Genomic DNA, 19,069 nt, shown 5'->3' with positions numbered 1-19,069 from the left:
TTTGCCAGCTTCGCCGCGACTAGGCATATTCGCCCACGGCAGACACCAAAACATCCACCTGGACTGGAACCGCCGCGCCAACCATGGCAACGTACTGGTCTTGGTAAAAGGCCAGGTGGGGGGCATGGTCGCAGTGATGCTCGACAACCTCTCACCAGGCGCCCTCGGAGAAAGGTGTGGGAGCTGAGATCCGCGAGCGGTCCTGTGAAATCCTCGCAAGGCAAGACACGCGCTGTGCGCCAGCGGAAGCACGGCAAGATGGGAAAGGGGCCCTCGGTGCTCGAAGCCGGAGTGGTGACAGTCGCCAGGGCGAATCGCGCGCAGCGCGGCTTCTTGGCAGCCCGCGACACGGCTGACCTTTCGGCGAAGGCACTGGCCGTGCTCGCGGCTGTTCCGCACTGGTGGCGACGTCGCGCCGCTGAGGCAGAGGTGACCTCCTCCCAGACGCTGGGGTTTGAGGATGAGATGGCGCTTCCGCCAGGGTTCGATTGGCAGGGACTGGGCTCCGTTTCCCCCCGCGAGGATCTCTTCGACGCCTCTGCGGAGCAGTTCGCCGATGCTTACGTTGTCGCACTCGACGGAGCAGTTCGGTCGGCAGAGGGTCGCCACTACACGCCAGCCCTGCTGGCTGAGGCGCTCTACGCGCACGCAACGGAGGCCCTTGGCCGCCGGGTCAACGGACTTGTCTGGGATCCGGCCTGCGGTGCGGGCATGTTGCTGTTGCCGGCCCTGCGATCATGGGTGGCAGAGCAGGCAGATACCCAGCCTGAAGTGGCGTTGGCTGCAGTTCGATCGGCCATTGGCGGTCGTGACCTCGACGCAGCTGCAGTACAGCTGGGGAACGTCCTCCTGGCGGCCGAGCTCCTGCCGATCTGGGCCAGGGTGCCCCTGTCCAGGCGTCGTCCTCTCCCCGCTCTTCTGGAGGTGGGAGACGGTCTGACGCCGCCTCCCTCTCCTCCTGCGATTGCCGTCCTGAATCCGCCGTACGGCCGGGTCCGGCTCTCGGAAGCTGAACGTGAGCGCTGGCAGCACGTGGTGTTCGGGCACGCGAACCGCTACGGACTCTTCATGGCCTCTGTCGCAGAACACCTCGCCGATGGCGGAGTTGCGGCTGCCTTGGTACCAGCCGGATGGCTCGGGGGCTCTTACTTTCAGCGGCTCCGCTCCTACCTGGCAGATGCGACCCCGTTGACGCGGCTTGCGCATGTGACTGACCGTTCTGGGGTGTTCTCCACGGGAGTCCTTCAGGAAACGGTGCTCGCCACCTTCCGCAAGGGCCGTGCCCCACAGGCCGTGGCGTGTGAGCGTCTGACCATAAATGGCCAGCTAACCCGCGAGGAGACTGGCAAGGGCCGCCTGCCGGCGTCACCGGATCGCCCATGGCTCCTCCCCCGCCAGCCGGAAGATCTCCCCTTGGTCAGGGCTTCGCGGAAGATGCCGAAGCGTCTCGCCGACTACGGCTGGTCCGTTTCGACCGGTCCGTTGGTGTGGAACCGACGCAAGGAGCAGCTGTCTGCCAAACCCTCACACGTGTCGGTAAAGATCATTTGGGCTGGTGACCTGGATGGCGGGCAATTGCATCAGGACCCCAATCGGGACAAGCTCCGCTACCTGCACCTTTCTGAGGGCGATGAGCGCGTTCTCGTGCTGGCCCGGCCTGCCGTCCTCGTGCAGCGAACCACTGCACCGGAGCAGCCTCGACGCCTTCTGGCTGCGGCGCTGGATTCGCCGACGCTGGCGCGCTGGGGCGGTCGGGTGTCTGTTGAGAATCACGTCAACGTCCTGACCAACCCCGAGTCGGACGGGCTCCTCACCCCTCGGCTCCTGACGGCCTTGCTGGACTCGGATGCTCTTGATCGCCTGTACCGCTGCCTCACCGGCTCCGTTGCAGTCTCGGCGTACGAACTTGCGGCCCTGCCCCTTCCAGGCCCCAAGACGCTTCGGTCCTGGGCAAGTCTGGCGGATGACGAACTTCCAGCGGCGATCAACGCCGTATATGGTCTGGAGGCGTGACGCAAACAGACTCAAACGATTCGCCACATCTGCCCACCCTCCTGGCAGATCGCGATGAGTACCAAGCGCGGCTGGCAGTCATTTTGCCTCCCGCCGTTACAGGGACCACAGATTCAGCCAATCCCGGAGCTGGCGCGCTGGCCTTCACCATGATGTACGTCGGCGCAATTGGTGACGTAAATCCGATTCGGCCGTCCACCGCTTACTGGATGGGCGAATCGCTCGCCACGCACCGAGAGGACTCCGTCAGAGCTGGATACTATTCCGCCGCATTGCGTAGCGAAAAAGCGGTCTTGAAATTCTGCCAGAGTATGGGATTTGAACGCGGCGAAACCTGGTACGCACAGCATACGCGAGAGCCTCTCCGTGACCAGACGCTGCGATCCTGGAGTGATCACGGCGTGCTCCGCGTCGACGAAAGCGTGAAAACCACTTCTCCGAGACCCCGCTACACCTTGGATCCGGAGTTCGCGAAACTCCTCGACCCCGCACTGGTAGGCGAGGAGCTGAGCGAGGCCATCAAGGCGTGGCAAGACAAGGCTTTTGATCCGGTAGCACTCTCCCGAGTCGATGAGGTGCGCAGAAAGGCCAAGGGCGAGGTAGGGGTATCAGTCCACCTTCCGGACGGAACGGAAAGGCAGCTTTCGACAGGCGAGAGCAGTTGGATACTGAAGGGCGTAATTGAGAAATTTTGCCCCCGCGTAATGCTGGAACCAAGGGTTCTCTTCATCTCTCAGTCCGAAGAAAAGGCACGGCCCGAGGACATCGCTTTCCTGAAGAAGATCAAGATGCCGCTTGATGCAGCTAAATTGCTTCCCGATTGTCTCATCGTGGATCTGGCCGAAGAGCGCGGACATTTCTGGTTCGTTGAGGCTGTGGCGACTGACGGCCCTATCACAGAATCGCGCAAGAAAGAATTTGTCGAATGGGCGTCGAAGGGTGGCCTCTCGGCCGAGAAGTGCCGATTTCTCACGGCGTTCGAGGGCAGAGGGTACGGGCCTGCAAAGGTAGCGCTGCCGAAGCTCGCCAGCCACTCCTATTCGTGGTATCTCGATGAGCCCGACATGGTGCTGACCTGGGACGGTTTGCCTGATGGTCCCGGGCCGGCCTCTGGGTGAGCTCACCGGCGCGCATTAGGGTGCGGGATGTGCAGCCGCCTCTGGTTCTCTTCGACCTCGACAACACCCTCGTGGACCGGCGGGGAACGCTCGCCGGCTGGGCCGCAGAGTTCACCGCCCAGCACGGCCTTGAGGACGAAGATCAGACGAACGTCCTAGGCATGGTGGCCGAGCGGGCCTATCCATCCACTTTTGAGGCGATCCGCACCCGGTACCGACTGCCCGTGTCGACTGCGGAGTTGTGGCGCGCGTACTGCACCGACATCGCGGCCTTGGTGTCGTGCCAGGCCGGGGTCCTCAAGGGCTTGGAGGAGCTGCGTGCGGCCGGCTGGCGGGTGGGGGTGGCGACCAACGGTGCGGCGGATATCCAGCGCGCCAAGCTGCGGGCCACCGGTATCTCCGAGTGCGTGGACGGCGTCTTCGTCTCCGAGGAGGCTGACGCGCGCAAGCCGCAGACCCGGCACTTCGCCCTGGCGGCGGCCCGCTGCGGCACCGTGCTGCGCGACGGTGGCTGGATGGTCGGGGACAACCCGGTCAACGACATCGGCGGCGGACGCTCCGCAGGACTGCGCACCATCTGGATCGGCGACGGCCGTTCCTGGCCGCCGGACGATCCCGGGCCGGACCACGTGGTGCCGCATGCACGCGCCGCCATCGACCTGCTGCTTTTGCACTCCGTCGATCACACAAGGACTGCGGCATGACGAGCACCATTGGGCTGTTGCACCCCGGCAGTATGGGCTCCGCCTTCGGCGCCCAGCTGCGCGCGAGAGGCCACATCGTGCTGTGGTGCCCCGACGGACGCAGCGACACAACCCGCCGCCGGGCCGAGCGCGCGGGCCTCGAAGCCGCGGCGCTGCCTGAGCTTGTCTCCCGCTCCGATGTACTGCTCTCCCTATGCCCGCCCGCCGCAGCGGAGGAGACCGCCGGCCAGGTAGCCGAGCTCGGCGTGTCCGAAGCGGGCACGATCTATGTCGACGCGAACGCCGTCTCGCCGTCGCGCGTGGTGAATATCGCCGACCGCCTGGCCCCGACGCCGGTCATCGATGCAGCGGTGGTCGGGTCCCCTCCGGTGGGCGGCAAGTCCCCGACGCTCTACCTTTCCGGCGCCGTCGAGCAGGCCGACCGGATCGCCGAACTTTTCGCCGGCACCGATGTGCGGACCCACATCCTGGGCGACAGCATCGGCAAAGCCTCCGCACTCAAGCTCGCGTACTCCAGCTACCAGAAGGTGTCCCGGGTGCTGGCTGCCGTGGCCTACGGGGCGGCGGACACGTACGGTGTCGCGGACGAACTGCTGGTGATCGCGGCCAAGCGCACCCGCAGCTACCTCGTGGAGACCGACTACATCCCCAAGACCGCTGCCCGCGCCTGGCGTTGGGGCCCAGAGCTTGAGGACGCGGCGGCCCTTCTCGCCGACGCCGGGCTGCCGGACTCCCTTATGCACGCGGTTGCCGCGACGCTTGCCCGGTGGGACGGGAACAGAGACGATCAGCTCGATATCGCTGAGGCCCTGGAAGCTCTGCGCCTTGAGCGGGACCCGGACAACCCGAGTTGAGCAGGTCGCATCCGCTGGGGCGCTGACGTCCTGGCGTCATGAGCGAGGTGGCGTGGTGCGGACGATGTCGTCGATCCTCTGTGCGGTTTCATGGGGTGCCGTGGCGTCCGTGTCCACGCGCAGTTCCCACTGGGCCCGTGGATGAGCCGCAAGATCGGCCTGAGTGGCGTCCCAGGCGGCCAGCCGGGCCGCCGTGTCGGTGTCACCGCGCTGTGGTGAGCGGCGAGCGGTGGTCTCCTTGGAGCACCACAGAAGAACGCGCACCCAGCGCGCCGGGTAGAGGGCGGTCACCTGCTCCATCCCCGCCATCTGGCCGAGGTGGACGACGGGGGTCTTGCCGCCCTCCATGGCATGGTCGAGGCCGGGGCGGTCGACGACGTAGCTGTTGCCGTACCGGTCGTTGCGGTAGATGACATCGCCGCGTGCCTCTAGGGCGGTCAGCTGCTCTGGCGTACCCATCCGGTAGCCCTTGGTCTTCCCGGCCCCGATCTTCAGCCGGGTGAACAGTACGTACCGCTCGTCGAGTTCGGTGAGCGCCGCCGTGATCGTGTCCTTGCCCGCCGCCGGCGGCCCGTACAGCAGGATGCCCTGCCTCACTGGAACACCGTCCCGAAGACCTGGCGCACCTGGTCTGTGAGCGATATCGCGGAGCCGAGCCGGTTATCGACAACCAAGTGTGGCACGACGGGCCGCAGCTCAAGATCGATCCCGGCGGCGTACGTGTCCCAGTTCTGGAGTTTCCAGCTGTCCCGGGCTGCGGACCGGAAGCTGATGTACTCGTGCATCGTGTCGAGGTCGCACTGAATCCAGACGACAGCGACGGTGACGCCACGGGCTTCGCAGCGGTTGATCAGGCGCCGCATCCACCGAGGGTCTGTGGTCTCGGCGATGAAGGGCGCGGAGAGGACGGTGCTGATCGCGCAGTCGACGTTCGCGTACGCGGTCTCCAGCAGGCACTGGTACTCCAGCGGGCGGACCTTCTCCCGGTAGAGGTCGGTGTGCCGGTCGTTGGGCTCGCTGCCCATTTCCACAAGGAGGCGCTCGACGAGCGGGCGCGTGATCGGGTCCTTGTCGAGGACGGGCCATCCAGTGAGTTGCGATACGAAGCGGGCGAACTCCGACTTCCCGCTGCCCGCGTAGCCTCCGACCATCATCAGCGTCGGCCGGTTCGGATCACCGCCGGTGTGACGCCGCTTCCAAGCGTCGAGGATTCGCTGCTGGACGCCCAAGCCGTCGGCGTCCTCCGCGCTCGGCGCCAGCTGGTGCAACGCCCGTTCCACGGCCAGGACGTGGGCGCCGTTCTGCGGTTCGCTCGACGCGGTGAACTTGAGCTTCGTGGCCTCGTCGGGCAGAGCGTTACGGAAGCCGAGCTCGGGCTCGGTCGCGCGGTACAGAAGGCAGTACGCGCGACGGTAGTGCGGTCCGGGATAGACCTCTCCCTGCTCGTGCTGCCACAGCGTCTGAAAGTTGGCCGCCGGCACCGTGAGCCCCGCGGCCCGGGCCACCTCGCGCAGCTGCTCGCCCGCGCCTTCGAGCGTCAGGCCGTGAGCTTCGCGTTGTTGTCTCAACTTGTCCGGGCGCCACCCCGGGCGACTCTTACCCACCGCGCCTACCGCCTGCCCATCCCTGGTCATGATCCGGAGCCTAAGTCTGCCTGTCATGAACCCGTGTGTAAGCGGATGTTGAAAAGTCAGGTCGGCCAGCCATGAGCTGCTGATGAGCAGCTTCAGGAACGGCTTGTGATACTCCGCACAGCTCCGAGCCGCTGTCATGGTCACACCGACGCGGTCGTCCCAGTACCCGCCTCGGTCTCCACTATTCGTCCGAGATCGAAGGGGGCTCCGCGGTGGCTGTCGATGTTGCTGTCCTGCTGCTCCTCGGCATCGTGATCGTCTTCTTGTGCCGCGGAGGTGGGCTCAAGGCGGGTCACGCCGTTGTGTGCTCGGTTTTCGGTCTGTATCTCGCCGGGACCCACACCGTCGGCCCGTTCGTGAAGGACGTCACGGCGTCGGTCGCCGGCTTGCTGTCAGGGCTACGGCTGTGAGCGCGCCGACGGCATCGCCGGGCCCTGGCGACCCAGCGTGGCCTCGACCTGGTGGCAGTCAAGTCCTCCTTCCTCGTCTGTCGGACGCCCGAGAAGGCGTCATCTGGCCGCAGCCCAGCCAGCCGGAGAGTTCGGTTCTGCACGAGATCACCGATCTACCGATGGAGCCTCACCATGCGCTATCCGCCGACGGGCACCTCCATGTCGACGAGCCTGTCCGCGCCCGCCACACATCCAGTGGGTGACGTACTGCTTGGCCCTTCACCGCAGCGGAGTTCTGCTGCTCCGGCTCCACACCCGACCGCAGTGATACTCGATCTATTCGGCACGCTCGTCGCAGCCCCGAGTGTGGTCGAGCGGAGGGCTGCCGCTGCCCAGTTCGCCGCGATACTGCGCGTGTCCCCGGCGGTCGCCGAGTCGGTGCTGTCCGACAGTTGGCAGGCGAGGCACGACGGGCAGATGGCGTCCACCACCGAGGTGGCGGTTCACCTCGTCGCCCGCTGCGACGCCTCTGCGGCCTGTGTGAATGAGCTGGAAGTGCTCCTGACCCGGCTCGCCCATGTCCGTCTCCAGGCCGATGCCTCTCTCCTGCGGGCGCTGGAGCAGCTTCGGCGCGGTGGCACCAGGCTGGCCGTCCTCAGCGACGCCTCCCCGGACATCGCCGAAGCGTGGAGCGCAAGCGACCTCGCGCCGCACTTCGACGCTGTCGTGTTCAGCTGCCGGGCGGGTGCGGTGAAGCCCGACCGTCTGCTCTTCCGCGCGGTCCTCCGAGACCTCGGTGTCGCCCCGCAGCAGGCCCTCTACTGCGGCGATGGCGGCGGTGACGAGCTTGCCGGCGCAGAGCGGGCCGGCATGCGTGCCGTGCGCGTGGAGCGTCGGGGCGGGCCGAGTGGCCTCGCGTTCGGCGAGACCGCCTGGTCCGGCGGGGCGATACCCAATGTGGAAGCTCTCCCCACCTTGCTGGACAGATGGGGGCAGCGATGACCGGCCCGTACGCGTGGGCAGTTGAGAACGGAGTCCTCAGCCGACTCCCCGCTCCGGTCGCCATGTCCTCGGCACCCGACACGACGCTCATCGAGACACGCTTCACGGGATTGTGCGGAAGCGACGTCGCGAAGCTCAATCACCCTTGGCAAGGACAGTTGCCGGAACCGTGGTACCTCGGGCACGAGATCGTCGGTGTCGACACGGAGACAGGTGACTGGGTCGCAATCGACCCGCTGGTCTCCTGCCGCTCGTGCCACTACTGCGACCGCGGCCATGTCCACCTCTGCCCACGACTCCAGCGCATCGGGTGGGATCTTCCCGGAGGTCTCGCCGCCTGCGTACGGGCGCCCCGCGACAGCATCGTCCCGCTTCGCCACCTGCACGATCCCGCGCACGGAGTCCTCGCCGATCCGATGGCGGTGGCCCTGCACGGAGTCCGCTGCGGGCTACGTGTGCCCGTGGGGCGGCTCGGCATCATCGGGGGCGGCGTCCTTGCGGTGTGTACGGCCATCTGCGCGGCGGAGGCGGGGTGGGACGTGCACATGCTGGTCAGGGAACCCTCGCGATCGCATCAACTGCGCTACGTCCTCGACCGGCACATCACTCTCCACTCTGCCGAGCTGCCGGCGTGCGACGCCGTCGTGGACGCCGCGTCCGGTCACAGCGACGCCCCCATACGCCAAGCGCTGAAGGCTGTTCGTGACGGGGGAACGGTTCTCGTCCAGAACGCCTACGCGCCCCGCGTCGTTCTCTCGGTCCCCCTGCGGGATGTCTTCCGTCGCTCGATCACCCTGCGCGGCTCCTTCTCGTACTGCCGCGCGGACGGCCATGACGACTTCCGAGACGCCATCGACGTCATCGCCAAGGGCGGCGACTGGGCCGCCCTCATGACCCGAGACCGATTTCCCCTCGGCGAACTGCCGCAGGGACTGGCGGCCCTGAACAACGAAGCCCGCCATCGCCCCTTCAAGGTCCTGCTCACATCCGACACGTGACGGAAGGAGCCCACGCCATGGCGGTCACAACGCCATTGCTGGCCCACAAGATCAACTCACCTGCCGACATTCCACCCCAGGACGTCCACGACGGGATCACGCGCATCCTCGCCTTACCGGAGGGCCACACGCGCGACGTGATGCTGGGAAGCGTCCTGACGGGACTGCTCCTGCGGGGGCCACGGTTGGAGGAGGTCGAGGCCGCTGTCCAGGCCGCGACATCCCTGGACCGAAGCAACTGGGACTTCCACCAGCCGCCGGAGGGCATGCGGTTCGTCGGCTACACGGGCAGCGGGAAGAAGACCTTCAAGACGATCAACCTCAGTACCGCCGCCGCGCTGGTGGCGGCCACCGGGGGAGCACACGTCGCCAAGCTCGGATCGCGCAGTGCGTCGTCGAAGACCGGGTCCCGCGACTTCATCGACCTCGTGGGCGCGACGAGCGACATGGTGCCGCACCAGGAGATGGTCGACATCACGGCGGAGACCGGCTTCGGGTTCTTCTCCATCGAGAACCGCGTGCCCGAGTTCGACCGTCGCTACGGCGGCAGGTTCCAGGCCGTGCACGCCCTCAGCCTGGCGTTCCCCGCCCTCCTCAGCCCGGTCACCTGTTCCGCCTACGTGTACGGCCTTTCGCACCCTGCGGTCGGCGCTTCCGCCCGGCTGCTCTCCAGACTCGGCCTGCCCGACGTGACGGTCATCAACTCCAGCCTTGGCAAGGCGGTCCAGGTCGACGAACTGATCCCCGGAAGCACCGTGCGAGCCTGCCGCATCAACGCCGGTGACGAGGACCTGACCTTCAACGACGAAGTACGCAAGGGCGCGTCCTCGATGCCGCAGGACCTGATGTCCGTCACCCAGCACGAGGACCCTCGGGAGAACGTCGCCGCCGCGATACGCGTACTGGCAGGCCATGACACCAGTCAGGCGCGGAACGCGGTCGCCCTCAACGCGGCTTTGCTCATGGTGATGTCCGAGGCGGTGCCCACCGTCCAATCCGGCATCGACACGGCACTCACGATCATCGACGCCGGCGCGGGTCTGGACACGCTGCAGCAGTTCGTACGCCTCACCGGCGGTGCCCCGGACAAGCTCCGCTCGCTCCTTCGGCACGTCACCCCGACAGCCCTCCTGGTCAGCCCTGGCAACAAGGAGAAGGCCCCATGCTGACGCACGACGAACTCGCGATCGTTCACCTGGTCCTCAACACCGACTGCAACGCCTGGGACCTGGCACCGACCAGCGCCTCACCGGGTGTGTGCCGGTTCTGCTACCGGGAGCGCAACCGGGTCAAGACGGACCCGGACACCGTCCGGAGGGTCATCGACCAGGTCCGCACCGAGTCCGAAGCCCACCGGGTCGTGTTCACCGGCGGCGACCCCGTGATGCCCTACGACAACCACCTGGAGGTCGCCCTCCGGCACGCACGGGAAGCCGGATTCGAAACCAATCTCCACACCAACGGGCTGCTCCTGAGCGACCGTTACGCGGGGGTGCGCGACCACGTGACCCTCTACTCCCTGGCCATCGACGGTCCGGAGGCGGACTCGGCCGACTGGTTCCGCGGGCAGGGCTACTTCGAACGGTTCCGGTCCAACGTCGAGTTCCTCGTCGCCGACCGGCGCCGACTCGCTTTCAACACGTTCACCACGGCCGCGTCCGTGCGGGAGCTGCCGCGGCTCGCGGAGTTCGTCACCGGCATCGCTGACCGCACGGAGGTCGAGTACTGGCTGATCTCCCAGTACAGGCCCATCGGCCGTGCCAGCGCGGGCAAGGCGGAGCTCTACGGCTTCGAGCGTGATGACTTCGTCCGGGCCGTGGACGGGGTGCGCGACGCCGTCGCCCCGGTGGAGATCTTCGCCCAGCCCACACGGGCGCCCGAGGACCCGTACCCGTTCCGCGTCTGGGTCCTCGCCGACGGAACGGTCACCGCGGACCTCGGCAGCGTCGCCGCACCTCGCAACGCCGTGATCGGGGACCTGCTGGCCGACGGCTTCGAGCCGCTGGTCCGCCGGGCCTTCGCCCTACGAGAGCAGCCTCAGTTGGAGGGGATCGCATGAAGTTCGACACCGCGTACTACGAGAGCGTCATCGACCAGCACCAGTACGAGCACCTTGGCCTCGGCACCATCGACTTCGCCCTCGCGGGGATGAGCCCCGGCGACCTGCACACAAAGTGGGTGTGCCACACCGGTGCGCGGGAGTTCGCGGACGCCGTCTCTGGGGGTCAGCCGGCGATCGTGACCACTGGCGTCGGACTCGGTGGCCCGCCGCACGCCGGCACCCTCTTCCAACTACTGCGCGCGGTCAAGCTCCAGCAGTGCGGACTCGACGTGCAGATCGTGCTCGGCGACCTCGACTCCTACAACGCGCGTCGCACGCCGCTGGACGCGGTGCGCCGCCTGGCCGACCAGTACGAGGAGTTCGCGCTTGGGCTCGGCTTCGACCCGGGGCGCGGTGTACTGCGTCGGCAGGAGGGCGAGACCGATGTCATGGCCACCGCGTTCCTGCTCTCGCGCCATCTGGACGACGACGACTTCCAGTGGGCTGAGGAGGACCTCGCCGGGCTCTACCGCAACCACGGCGTCTTCGACCACCTCAACTACGGCATGAAGCAGGCCACGTTGTTGATGGCCGCTGACTTCGTGCACTTGCTGCGCGAAGGACGGCACGTGCTGGTGTCCCTGGGCGTCGACGAGCACAAGTACGTCGCCCTCGCCCGGCGCGGGGCGGAGCGCTGGGGTCTGCCCGCAGACCGGCTGGCCGGCATCTACACCAAGATGATCCCGGGCCTCGGGGGCCTGCCGAAGATGAGTAAGAGCATCCCCGGCTCCGGAATCGACGGCTCCATGCCCGCCGAGGACATCAGGGCCCTGCTGGCGGCGGACACCGACTCGGCACCCTCCGACGACGGGTCGGCCCTGCTCCAGATGTACGCGTGTCTGCCCGAGGTCGGCCAGGCGGAGTACGACCTTGCCTCCGCCGCGCGACGCGCCGGAGACCGGGAGTGGCGTGTGATCCGCGAGGAGCTCGTCGAGCGGCTGATCACGCTGTTCTCCCGCTGGCCGAAGTAGCAGGCCCCCCTCCGAGGGAGCGCCGAACCCGCGGCCGTAGCAGGCCGTGTGCCCTCTGCCGCACCACACACCCGAGCAAGCAAGGAGTCTGACTGTGCACGCGGACACCACGACCACATCACAGCCCCTGACCGGCCCCGATGCCCCGCTGCCCCCGGCCCTCTCCGAGTCCTCGCAGCCGATAGGCGGCCCCGAGTCCTTCTTCATTCGCTGCGGCTATCGCAGCCGGAGCGAGGTCGAGTACTTCCTTGACGAGACGGACGACACCGTCACCTGGCAGCCCGACGTGTACCCCTACGCCGCCGAACGGGCCAAGGAGCTCGGCCGTGACGTCGTGATCGACATCGGCTGCGGGCAGGCTGGCAAGTTGGCCTCGCTCGCCGCCGAGCACCCCGACTGGACTTTCGTCGGCGTGGACTTCGGGGACAACCTGCGCTGGTGCCACGACAACCACCCCTTCGGACAGTGGGTGGAGGCGGACCTCGAATCGGCAGAGCGGCTGCCGCTCGACCCGGACCTCGTCCGCCGGTCGGTGGTGATCTGCTCCGACGTGATCGAGCACCTGGTGGACCCGGCCCCGGCTCTGTCCCTCATCCTGGGCCTGCTGCGGGAGGGCAGCGCCGCTGCCGTCCTGTCCACACCGGCCCGTGAGTGCCGCAGCGGCTACGACACCCCTGGACCGCCGCGCAACCCCAGCCATGTGCGGGAGTGGGCAAGCGACGAGTTCCAGGCGCTGCTGCGGGCCTCCGGATTCGAGATCCACGACGCGGGCCTCACCCGAAGCGACGACGCCTCCAACGGTCTGTCCACCCAGCTGCTCCTCGTCGGCGTGGGAGGGACGGAGGTGGGAGAACAGTGACGGCGGTTCCCCGGCCCAGGGGCCTGCGTGTCGTTCACCTGCCGGCGCGTACCCCATACGCGTGGAAGCTCCAGAGCCCTGACTTCCACATCCTGAACGGGACAGAGATTCCCACGGGCGAGACTGTGCCAGAGGCGGTCAGCGCCGCATGGCTCCTCGAACACGGCCCTCTCACGTGGCTCGACGTCCTGCACCTGCACCACATCGACTTCGAGGACATCTCCACCCTGGAGCGCCTGCTCGACGCCTGCCTGGGCTACGGGGTCAACGTGGTCTTCACCGCCCATGACACCCGGCCCATGGTCGGCAACGCCCAAGGCTTCGTGGAGCGGCTGCGGCTGCTCCGGTCTGCCGAGGTCAGCTGGGTCTGTCTCACTGAGGGATCCGTCACGAAGCTGACGGAGGTCCTCGGGGAGCGTGTCACTGCAACGGCGGTCATCCCCCACGGATACGTCGCTGCCCCGGAGTCGCTGGCCGACCTGGAGCGCGAGGCGAGGGGCCCGGGGGCCAGGTACCTCATGTTCGGTGCCTCCCGGGCCAGCCGGGACCAGTTGTCCACCATGGCCAACTGGAGCCTGGGGATCACGGATCCCCACAGCACGCTTCACGTCCTCCTGCGCGCGTTCAGCCCTGCGGACTTCGCTGACGCCGGCCGTGCCCCGCTGCTTCTGGAGACGGCACGGCACGATCCCCGTATCCGCCTCACCATGCGCCCGTATCCCACGGACGACGAAGTGGTCAGAGCCGGGCTGGCTTCGGACTCCCTGCTGCTGCCGTACCTCTGGGGGAGCCACTCCGGGCAGCTGGAACTGGCCTTCGACCTGAACCTGCTTCCGGTCTGCTCCCTCACGGGGCACTTGCCCGAGCAGTACGAGCGGCACAAGGGATTTGTCGAGGAACCCGAATGGTTCGATTGGTCGCAGGGGCATCCCAACCTCTTCGGAGAGAAGTTCCTGACCGCGCTGGAGAAAGCGGCAGCACGGCTCGGCTCCAAGCCCCGCCGCCTCGACCGCGAGTTCCTCGACTACAGGGCCCAGGAACACAGGACGATCCTGGACGACTACGCCCGCGTGTACGGGGGTGACCGGTGAGCGCCCCTCCGCGTATTTCGTGCGTGATCCTGTGCCACAACTACGGCCGATATCTCGACCAGGCCATAACAAGCTGTCTGGAACAGGAGCCCGGAAACTTCGTCCTTCACGAAATCATCGTCATCGACGACGGATCCAACGACGAAACTGAGGAGGTATGCCGTCGCCACGAAAAGAACGTCAAGGTCATCCGGAGGAGCCAGCAGGGTTTCGGCCAAACCTTGACCGACGCTTTTCTCCTCAGCACAGGCGACTGGGTGGCTCCGCTCGACGCCGATGACTGGTTCCACCCATCGAAGCTCCGTACGTGCGCCGAGGCGATGACGGGTGAAACGCTGTTCCTCGAGCACTGGGAAAACGTCGTCGACTCAAACGGAAACCCCAAGCTGAAAGATCCGCACCCGGGCGGAAACACAAGCACGTTGGTGGTCCATCGCGAGGCTGCCCTCAGCCTCCTGCCGGTGACCAACGAGATCTTCTTCCACGCGCTGCGCGAGGCCGGCCGCGGTGCCGCCTTCACGGACCCGTTGACCTACTATCGGGTCCACTCGCACAGCATGACCGACCGAAGTACGCCCGGCCTGTCGCAGGATTATCGGGCCGAGGTGTGTCTGGGGCTCTCGGATCGGCTCCGCATGATGTACGGGAACCCTCCCACCTGGGCGACCTCTCGCCAGCTCAGGGTGATCTCCCAGCATTTCCGCGTACTCGCTTCCGGGCACAGAGTGGAATCCGCCCTGCAGCGAAAGAAGCACCTCCCCGCCATGATCTTCCTTCCGGGGATGCTCATCGCCACGCTCCGAGCCCGAGACCCAATAGCCCCGTGGCTCCGCTCCCTCTCCAGTACGATCGTGGGCCGGCCGCTGGTACAGCTCTCGACGACCCAGGGAGAGCGGGCTGAACCGTGATCATTTCGGTGATGCGACGGGGGTGGCGATGATAAAATCGCCGCTTCCAATCCCTACTGGTCAGGCCAGTTGTCCGACCCAGGAGCGTATAAGCGCCATGAGCCGTTTGAGCGAGTCTGTCACCCGTGTCATGCACATCCTCGATGGGGCGGACCTGGGCGCGGACTATACGGCCGCGCAGCTGCTCAGCGAGACAACAGCACGGCGCTCCCTGGACCTCTCCGACCTCTCCCCCGAGGAGCAGGCCGCACTGGTCGAGGGGCGTGCGAACCACCTGATCCCCTCGGCCGCGGTGCTCGCCGAGAAGATCGAAGCCGCGCGGGCCGCCGGACGCCCGTTCGTCGTCAAGTACGGCATCGACCCGACCTCGCCCGACGTCCACCTCGGCCACGCGGTACCGATCATCATTGCCAGCCGGTTCCAGCGGATGGGCCACCACGTCGTCTTCATCATCGGTGACGTCACGGCCAAGATCGGTGACCCGTCGGGACGGTCCTCGGACCGACCGCCGCTCACCGACGAGGACATCGCCCGCAACCTGAGCGGTTACCAGCAGCAGGTCACGCCGTTCATCGACTTCGAGCGTGCCGACCTGCGCTTCAACGGCGAGTGGCTGAACAAGGTCACCCTGCCGGAGCTCGTCGGGGTTCTTGCCCGGGTGCCGGTCTCCATGTCGCTCCAGCGCGAGGACTTCCGCACCCGGCTCGCCGATGGCCATGGGCTGTCCGTCGCCGAGTTCGTCTACTCCGTCGTCATGGCCTGGGACTCCGTGGCCATCGACGCCGATGTCGAACTCGGCGGTGTGGACCAGCTGCTGAACCTCCAGATGTGCCGCAAGGTCATGGAGATCTCGGAGCAGGACCCCGAGGTCGTCATCACCACCCCGCTCATCGAAGGCACCGACGGCACGGGCACCAAGATGAGCAAGAGCAAGGGCAACTACGTGGGCCTGACGGCGTCGCCCGATGACGTCTACGGCCGCCTGATGTCCATCCCCGACCACCTGACCGAGCCGTACCTCCAGCTGCTCACCGAGTGGACGGACGACGAGATCCGCGTGATCACCAAGCGCCTGGAGGAGGGAACCGCGCACCCGATGGCGATCAAGCGCATCCTCGCCGGCGAGGTGGTGGCCGCCCTCCACGGCCTGGACGCTGCTGCCGCCGCTCGCGCGGAGTTCACGGCGCGCTTCTCCAAGCGCTCTTTCGCGGACACCCAGAACCTCCCCGTCATCTCCCTGAAGGACCACGCCGAGGACACGCTCGGGGCGCTGATCAGCCGCACGCTGGACTTCGCTCCCAGCATCTCCGCGGTGCGCCGCGTGGCTCAGCAGAAGGGCCTCCGTCTGATCCTTGAGGCGGACGGAGAGCAGGCACCTACGCCGCTCACCGCGGCGTCCGTGCAGCAGACGCTCGGTGAGGTCGTGAGCGAGGTTGGGGCACTCGAAGGTGCCGAGCTGTACCTCAAGGTCGGCCGTAAGGTCGCCCGCATCGACGTCTGAGATCAGGCGCGGCGCCGACTCACCATCGTGAGTCGGCGCCGTTCTGCTTGCGCTCGATGCGACCCGCCAGCCGCGCGATCAGGCCACGGGGCAGGGGTTCTGACTCACCTTCTGCTTCTGTGCTTCGCGGCGCCAGCAATAAGAACGGGTTCGCCGCAGGACAAGGGCCGTGGTTGTCAGTGGCAAATAGTAGGTTCCCGGGCGGGTAGGACTACGGGCCAGGAGAGGCGCTGATGGCGGGCGATGCCGTGGAGGAGTGTTGCTTTCTAGGGTGTGGGCGGCCAGGCCACGCCCGGAGAGACGGTGTGCTGTTATGCAAGACGCACTATGAGCAGGCACGTACAGGCCGCCCGCTGAAGCCGATCAAGGCGAAGGCGAAGGCGGGCCAATATACGGGGTGCCGGTTCGACGATCCGCAGTGCGACCGCCCGCATTCCTCTGATGGGTACTGCTCCACCCACTACCAGCAGAAGAACGATGGTAAGCCGCTCACCCGGATTCGTGGCTGGAGGTCTCAGGCAGAGTGGGGGCCACTATGCCGGTATGAGGCTTGCAGGAGCGACCCCTATTCGCGGGGGTTGTGCATCGTGCACTATGGGCGAGGGATATCGCAGTTCGCCCGAGATGCGATCCTCTCGCTGCAGAACGGGCGCTGCCTGTGCGGGGTGGTCGATCCGGGGCCGGAAGGCTGGGAACTCGACCATGCCCATGACTGCTCGGCAGGCCACCGGCCAACGAACTACTGCGTGGCCTGTGTACGCGGCCTGCTGTGTGCGCCGTGCAACCGGCGGGCGATCGCCTGGTACGAGGGCTCATGGATGAGGCAGGAAGGCAACGAGCCGATCCCGGTTCTTGAGGAGTGGGTCACGCGACGAATCCGCTTCCACGGCGAGCCGGACTCGGCGGATGTGAAGGTGAGCTACATGCCGCCAGCACCAGTCCGGGAGCGAACCCCAGAGCTGGCTCTGTACACGGCCGAGAACGGATAGCACCCTCATCGTCGGCCCCGAGCGAGATCATCGATGCCATGCCTGGACCGCTCGAACGGATCACGAAGCCCAACCGTGGCTCAGGGGAAGCTGGCCGGCCTGGTGCGCGTCGCGCTGCTCGGTGATCCACTGCGCGACCAGGTCTACGGATTCCGTCACTGGCTGGTCGGTGGTGTCGAGCAACTGAGTGCGCCATCGGGGGTCATCGGCGTGCCAGTTGGTCCAGCGGTTCCAGGCCATCTCGGGCCAGCTGTTGTCGATGATGACGTCGGGCCGGTGGCGGAGGTCGAGGGCGTGCTGTCGGTGCCATGCGGCCCAGCCGAGGAAGGCGTCGACCGCCGGAGAATCCCATCTGCCGGGGTCGCGCTCGGCGAGTCGAGTGCACCGGACCTCGTCGGCGACATCAACCAGGCACACGGCGATGCCGTCCAGTAGCGGCGCGGAGGGCACAGCGAGGACTTCACCCAAGGGCGACTGCCCGCTGAGCAGAAGGTCAATGCCGCGATCCTGGTACTCCAGCGCGCGTTGCACCCACATCTCGGTCATCCGATGTCGCCAGTGCAGATCTGCGCCCTCCGGCACCCCGAGCTCATCGGAGTCGTGCACGACGATCTGCCGGAGGCTGCCGGCCGCGGCGTTGGCGAGCGTCGTCTTGCCCGAGCAACTGGACCCGGTGAGCTTGAACAACATCGCTCCAGAGTGCCAGCGCCTCAGCACCTCTCTCGACCCGTTTCTTCGCGCTACCCGCCTCCGCCGATTGCTGAGTGAGGCATTGACTGCGCCGACTAACTTCGTTGGCAGAGCGCCCCGTAGCGCCGGGCGCGCCAGCGCCGTCTCAGATGCCTGATTGGAGTTGCTTCTTCTTTCGGTCGCGGGCAAATCCGATGAAGCTGACGATCAGGAATTTAACACCAAGCGAAGGAATGATAATTCCGGCCACGATCCAAGTTGTTCCCCACCAACCGCGATCCCCGTCGGGATCCATTATCGGTAGCCAGAGGAAGTTGCTCGCAATTAGAGACAGCCACGACCCTGTTTCTCTGGGGACTCGCCCGGCCCTGAACTCGAAAAATATGGTCAGGGCCATGAGAAGCATGAAGGAGTAGAGGCTCATCACCCATGGGACCGGATTGATGTCCATAGACCCCTCAACGAAGCGGATTTGACGGGGCCACTCCCACAGCATGATTAAGACCAAAATTTGCACAGGGATGGACCGTCGCACGTCTCTTAAGATGACATGGAGGCGCTCCTCATGCTTAAGCGTGAAGTCCGCTATGCTCTCGAACAAGGGGTTGGGTGCTGTCTCAGGGTCGAGTCCGTTTCTGGCGCGTACGGCTTCAGCCAGTGCCTCTTCTTGACTCCCCGCACGAATACGCATCCTGGCATCGCCGGCGTAGGCCGAAACTTCGGCGCAAAACTCGTGAACCGTTTCCACGTTGAGTCGTGAGACGTTTGCTACCTGCACCCAGCCAGGGCTCTCGTCCACGGATCGTAACTGTTCGGTGAGGTTCACCCAGAACAGTTCCTTCTTTTTCATGTCGTAGACGACGCCAACAATGGGGATGCGACTCTGCCGCCAATCCTCGAAGTGGTCCTCTACCGGAATTGCATACCCGTTGGCCCGCTTATACTTCTTACCGCTTTTTACCTGAATGGCAATCCAGTAGCCCGTTCGCTTACCGCCACGAGTGAAGTTAACGATCATGTCCTCGCCGTGATCGTTCCCTCCGTCGATCTCCTGAACGATGTGATCGTGTTCCTCAAGGAGTGCACGCAGGGCGTTGACGCCCGCCCTCTCAATCCGGCGGCTAGAACGAACAGTTGACACTGTCCCCCCTCGAAATCAGTGGCCGCCAGGATACTGGCAGGCACTGAGCCCTTTCCAACCTCCGGCGTCAGCTGGGCAGTTGGCCTGACAGACGGGTGAAGCC

Annotated in this window: 19 protein-coding genes; 15 read left to right on the top strand and 4 right to left on the bottom strand. The window is 66.2% G+C overall.

The window, feature by feature from the left end; translation table 11 throughout:
* Positions 1–276: 276 nt before the first annotated feature.
* From F9278_RS27490 to F9278_RS27475, 4 genes are read left to right on the top strand one after another with little or no spacing between them, the layout of a single operon-like run.
* Positions 277–2,013: a DNA methyltransferase family protein gene (locus F9278_RS27490; RefSeq protein ID WP_152170694.1), complete on the top strand. Its 1,737-nt coding sequence runs from the start codon at positions 277–279 to the stop codon at positions 2,011–2,013.
* Positions 2,010–3,131, top strand: a complete 1,122-nt coding sequence (locus F9278_RS27485; RefSeq protein ID WP_152170693.1) for a BsuBI/PstI family type II restriction endonuclease — start codon at positions 2,010–2,012, stop codon at positions 3,129–3,131. The genes F9278_RS27490 and F9278_RS27485 overlap by 4 nt, the downstream gene beginning before the upstream one ends.
* A gap of 29 nt (positions 3,132–3,160) precedes the next feature.
* The gene (locus tag F9278_RS27480; protein ID WP_152170692.1) at positions 3,161–3,835 is read left to right on the top strand and encodes an HAD family hydrolase; all 675 of its coding nucleotides are present in this window, start codon (positions 3,161–3,163) and stop codon (positions 3,833–3,835) included.
* Positions 3,832–4,689, top strand: coding sequence for an NAD(P)-dependent oxidoreductase (locus F9278_RS27475; protein ID WP_152170691.1), 858 nt, complete (start codon positions 3,832–3,834; stop codon positions 4,687–4,689). The genes F9278_RS27480 and F9278_RS27475 overlap by 4 nt, the downstream gene beginning before the upstream one ends.
* A gap of 36 nt (positions 4,690–4,725) precedes the next feature.
* Here the strand turns inward: F9278_RS27475 and F9278_RS27470 are convergent, their stop codons facing one another.
* Positions 4,726–5,286 (bottom strand): phosphotransferase-like protein, encoded by a 561-nt coding sequence (locus F9278_RS27470; protein WP_152170690.1) that lies wholly within the window; start codon positions 5,284–5,286, stop codon positions 4,726–4,728.
* Positions 5,283–6,323 carry an AAA family ATPase gene (locus F9278_RS27465; protein WP_031037661.1) on the bottom strand — a complete coding sequence of 347 codons (1,041 nt, stop codon included), beginning with the start codon at positions 6,321–6,323 and terminating at the stop codon, positions 5,283–5,285. Before F9278_RS27465 ends, F9278_RS27470 begins: the two co-directional genes overlap by 4 nt.
* Positions 6,324–6,535: 212 nt before the next feature.
* Between F9278_RS27465 and F9278_RS27460 the strand changes: the two genes are divergently transcribed.
* The 11 genes from F9278_RS27460 to F9278_RS27410 all read left to right on the top strand — a co-directional run bounded on the left by F9278_RS27460 (position 6,536) and on the right by F9278_RS27410 (position 17,135).
* Positions 6,536–6,733 carry a hypothetical protein gene (locus F9278_RS27460; RefSeq protein ID WP_109916195.1) on the top strand — a complete coding sequence of 66 codons (198 nt, stop codon included), beginning with the start codon at positions 6,536–6,538 and terminating at the stop codon, positions 6,731–6,733.
* 306 nt (positions 6,734–7,039) lie between these two features.
* A complete protein-coding gene (locus F9278_RS27455; RefSeq protein WP_193241663.1) occupies positions 7,040–7,717 on the top strand; it encodes an HAD family hydrolase in 678 nt (225 codons plus the stop codon).
* Entirely contained in the window at positions 7,702–8,715 is a 1,014-nt protein-coding gene (locus F9278_RS27450) for a zinc-dependent alcohol dehydrogenase (protein ID WP_152170688.1), read from the top strand. The genes F9278_RS27455 and F9278_RS27450 overlap by 16 nt, the downstream gene beginning before the upstream one ends.
* Before the next feature lie 17 nt (positions 8,716–8,732).
* On the top strand, positions 8,733–9,884 hold the full coding sequence (locus F9278_RS27445; RefSeq protein WP_152170687.1) for a hypothetical protein: 1,152 nt from the start codon (positions 8,733–8,735) through the stop codon (positions 9,882–9,884).
* A complete protein-coding gene (locus F9278_RS27440) occupies positions 9,878–10,774 on the top strand; it encodes a radical SAM protein (RefSeq protein WP_152170686.1) in 897 nt (298 codons plus the stop codon). The genes F9278_RS27445 and F9278_RS27440 overlap by 7 nt, the downstream gene beginning before the upstream one ends.
* Positions 10,771–11,787 (top strand): nucleotidyl transferase family protein, encoded by a 1,017-nt coding sequence (locus F9278_RS27435; protein WP_152170685.1) that lies wholly within the window; start codon positions 10,771–10,773, stop codon positions 11,785–11,787. Before F9278_RS27440 ends, F9278_RS27435 begins: the two co-directional genes overlap by 4 nt.
* A 94-nt stretch (positions 11,788–11,881) precedes the next feature.
* Positions 11,882–12,646 carry a class I SAM-dependent methyltransferase gene (locus F9278_RS27430; protein ID WP_226966975.1) on the top strand — a complete coding sequence of 255 codons (765 nt, stop codon included), beginning with the start codon at positions 11,882–11,884 and terminating at the stop codon, positions 12,644–12,646.
* Between the two features lie 125 nt (positions 12,647–12,771).
* Positions 12,772–13,737 carry a hypothetical protein gene (locus F9278_RS27425; RefSeq protein ID WP_226966974.1) on the top strand — a complete coding sequence of 322 codons (966 nt, stop codon included), beginning with the start codon at positions 12,772–12,774 and terminating at the stop codon, positions 13,735–13,737.
* Positions 13,734–14,645 (top strand): glycosyltransferase family 2 protein, encoded by a 912-nt coding sequence (locus F9278_RS27420; RefSeq protein WP_152170684.1) that lies wholly within the window; start codon positions 13,734–13,736, stop codon positions 14,643–14,645. Before F9278_RS27425 ends, F9278_RS27420 begins: the two co-directional genes overlap by 4 nt.
* Before the next feature lie 97 nt (positions 14,646–14,742).
* Positions 14,743–16,146, top strand: a complete 1,404-nt coding sequence (gene tyrS / locus F9278_RS27415; RefSeq protein ID WP_152170683.1) for a tyrosine--tRNA ligase — start codon at positions 14,743–14,745, stop codon at positions 16,144–16,146.
* A gap of 305 nt (positions 16,147–16,451) precedes the next feature.
* Positions 16,452–17,135 (top strand): endonuclease domain-containing protein, encoded by a 684-nt coding sequence (locus F9278_RS27410; RefSeq protein ID WP_193241660.1) that lies wholly within the window; start codon positions 16,452–16,454, stop codon positions 17,133–17,135.
* Positions 17,136–17,195: 60 nt separating this feature from the next.
* On the opposite strand, the gene F9278_RS27405 is transcribed toward F9278_RS27410, so the two are convergent.
* Together F9278_RS27405 and F9278_RS27400 are read right to left on the bottom strand one after the other, a co-directional pair.
* Positions 17,196–17,825, bottom strand: a complete 630-nt coding sequence (locus tag F9278_RS27405) for a P-loop NTPase family protein (RefSeq protein WP_152170681.1) — start codon at positions 17,823–17,825, stop codon at positions 17,196–17,198.
* Positions 17,826–17,970: 145 nt separating this feature from the next.
* Positions 17,971–18,966, bottom strand: a complete 996-nt coding sequence (locus F9278_RS27400; protein ID WP_152170680.1) for a DUF4365 domain-containing protein — start codon at positions 18,964–18,966, stop codon at positions 17,971–17,973.
* Between the last annotated feature and the right edge of the window lie 103 nt (positions 18,967–19,069).

It is taken from the genome of Streptomyces phaeolivaceus (assembly GCF_009184865.1).
Taxonomy (GTDB): domain Bacteria; phylum Actinomycetota; class Actinomycetes; order Streptomycetales; family Streptomycetaceae; genus Streptomyces; species Streptomyces phaeolivaceus.
This window is presented reverse-complemented; position numbering and strand designations above follow the sequence as displayed.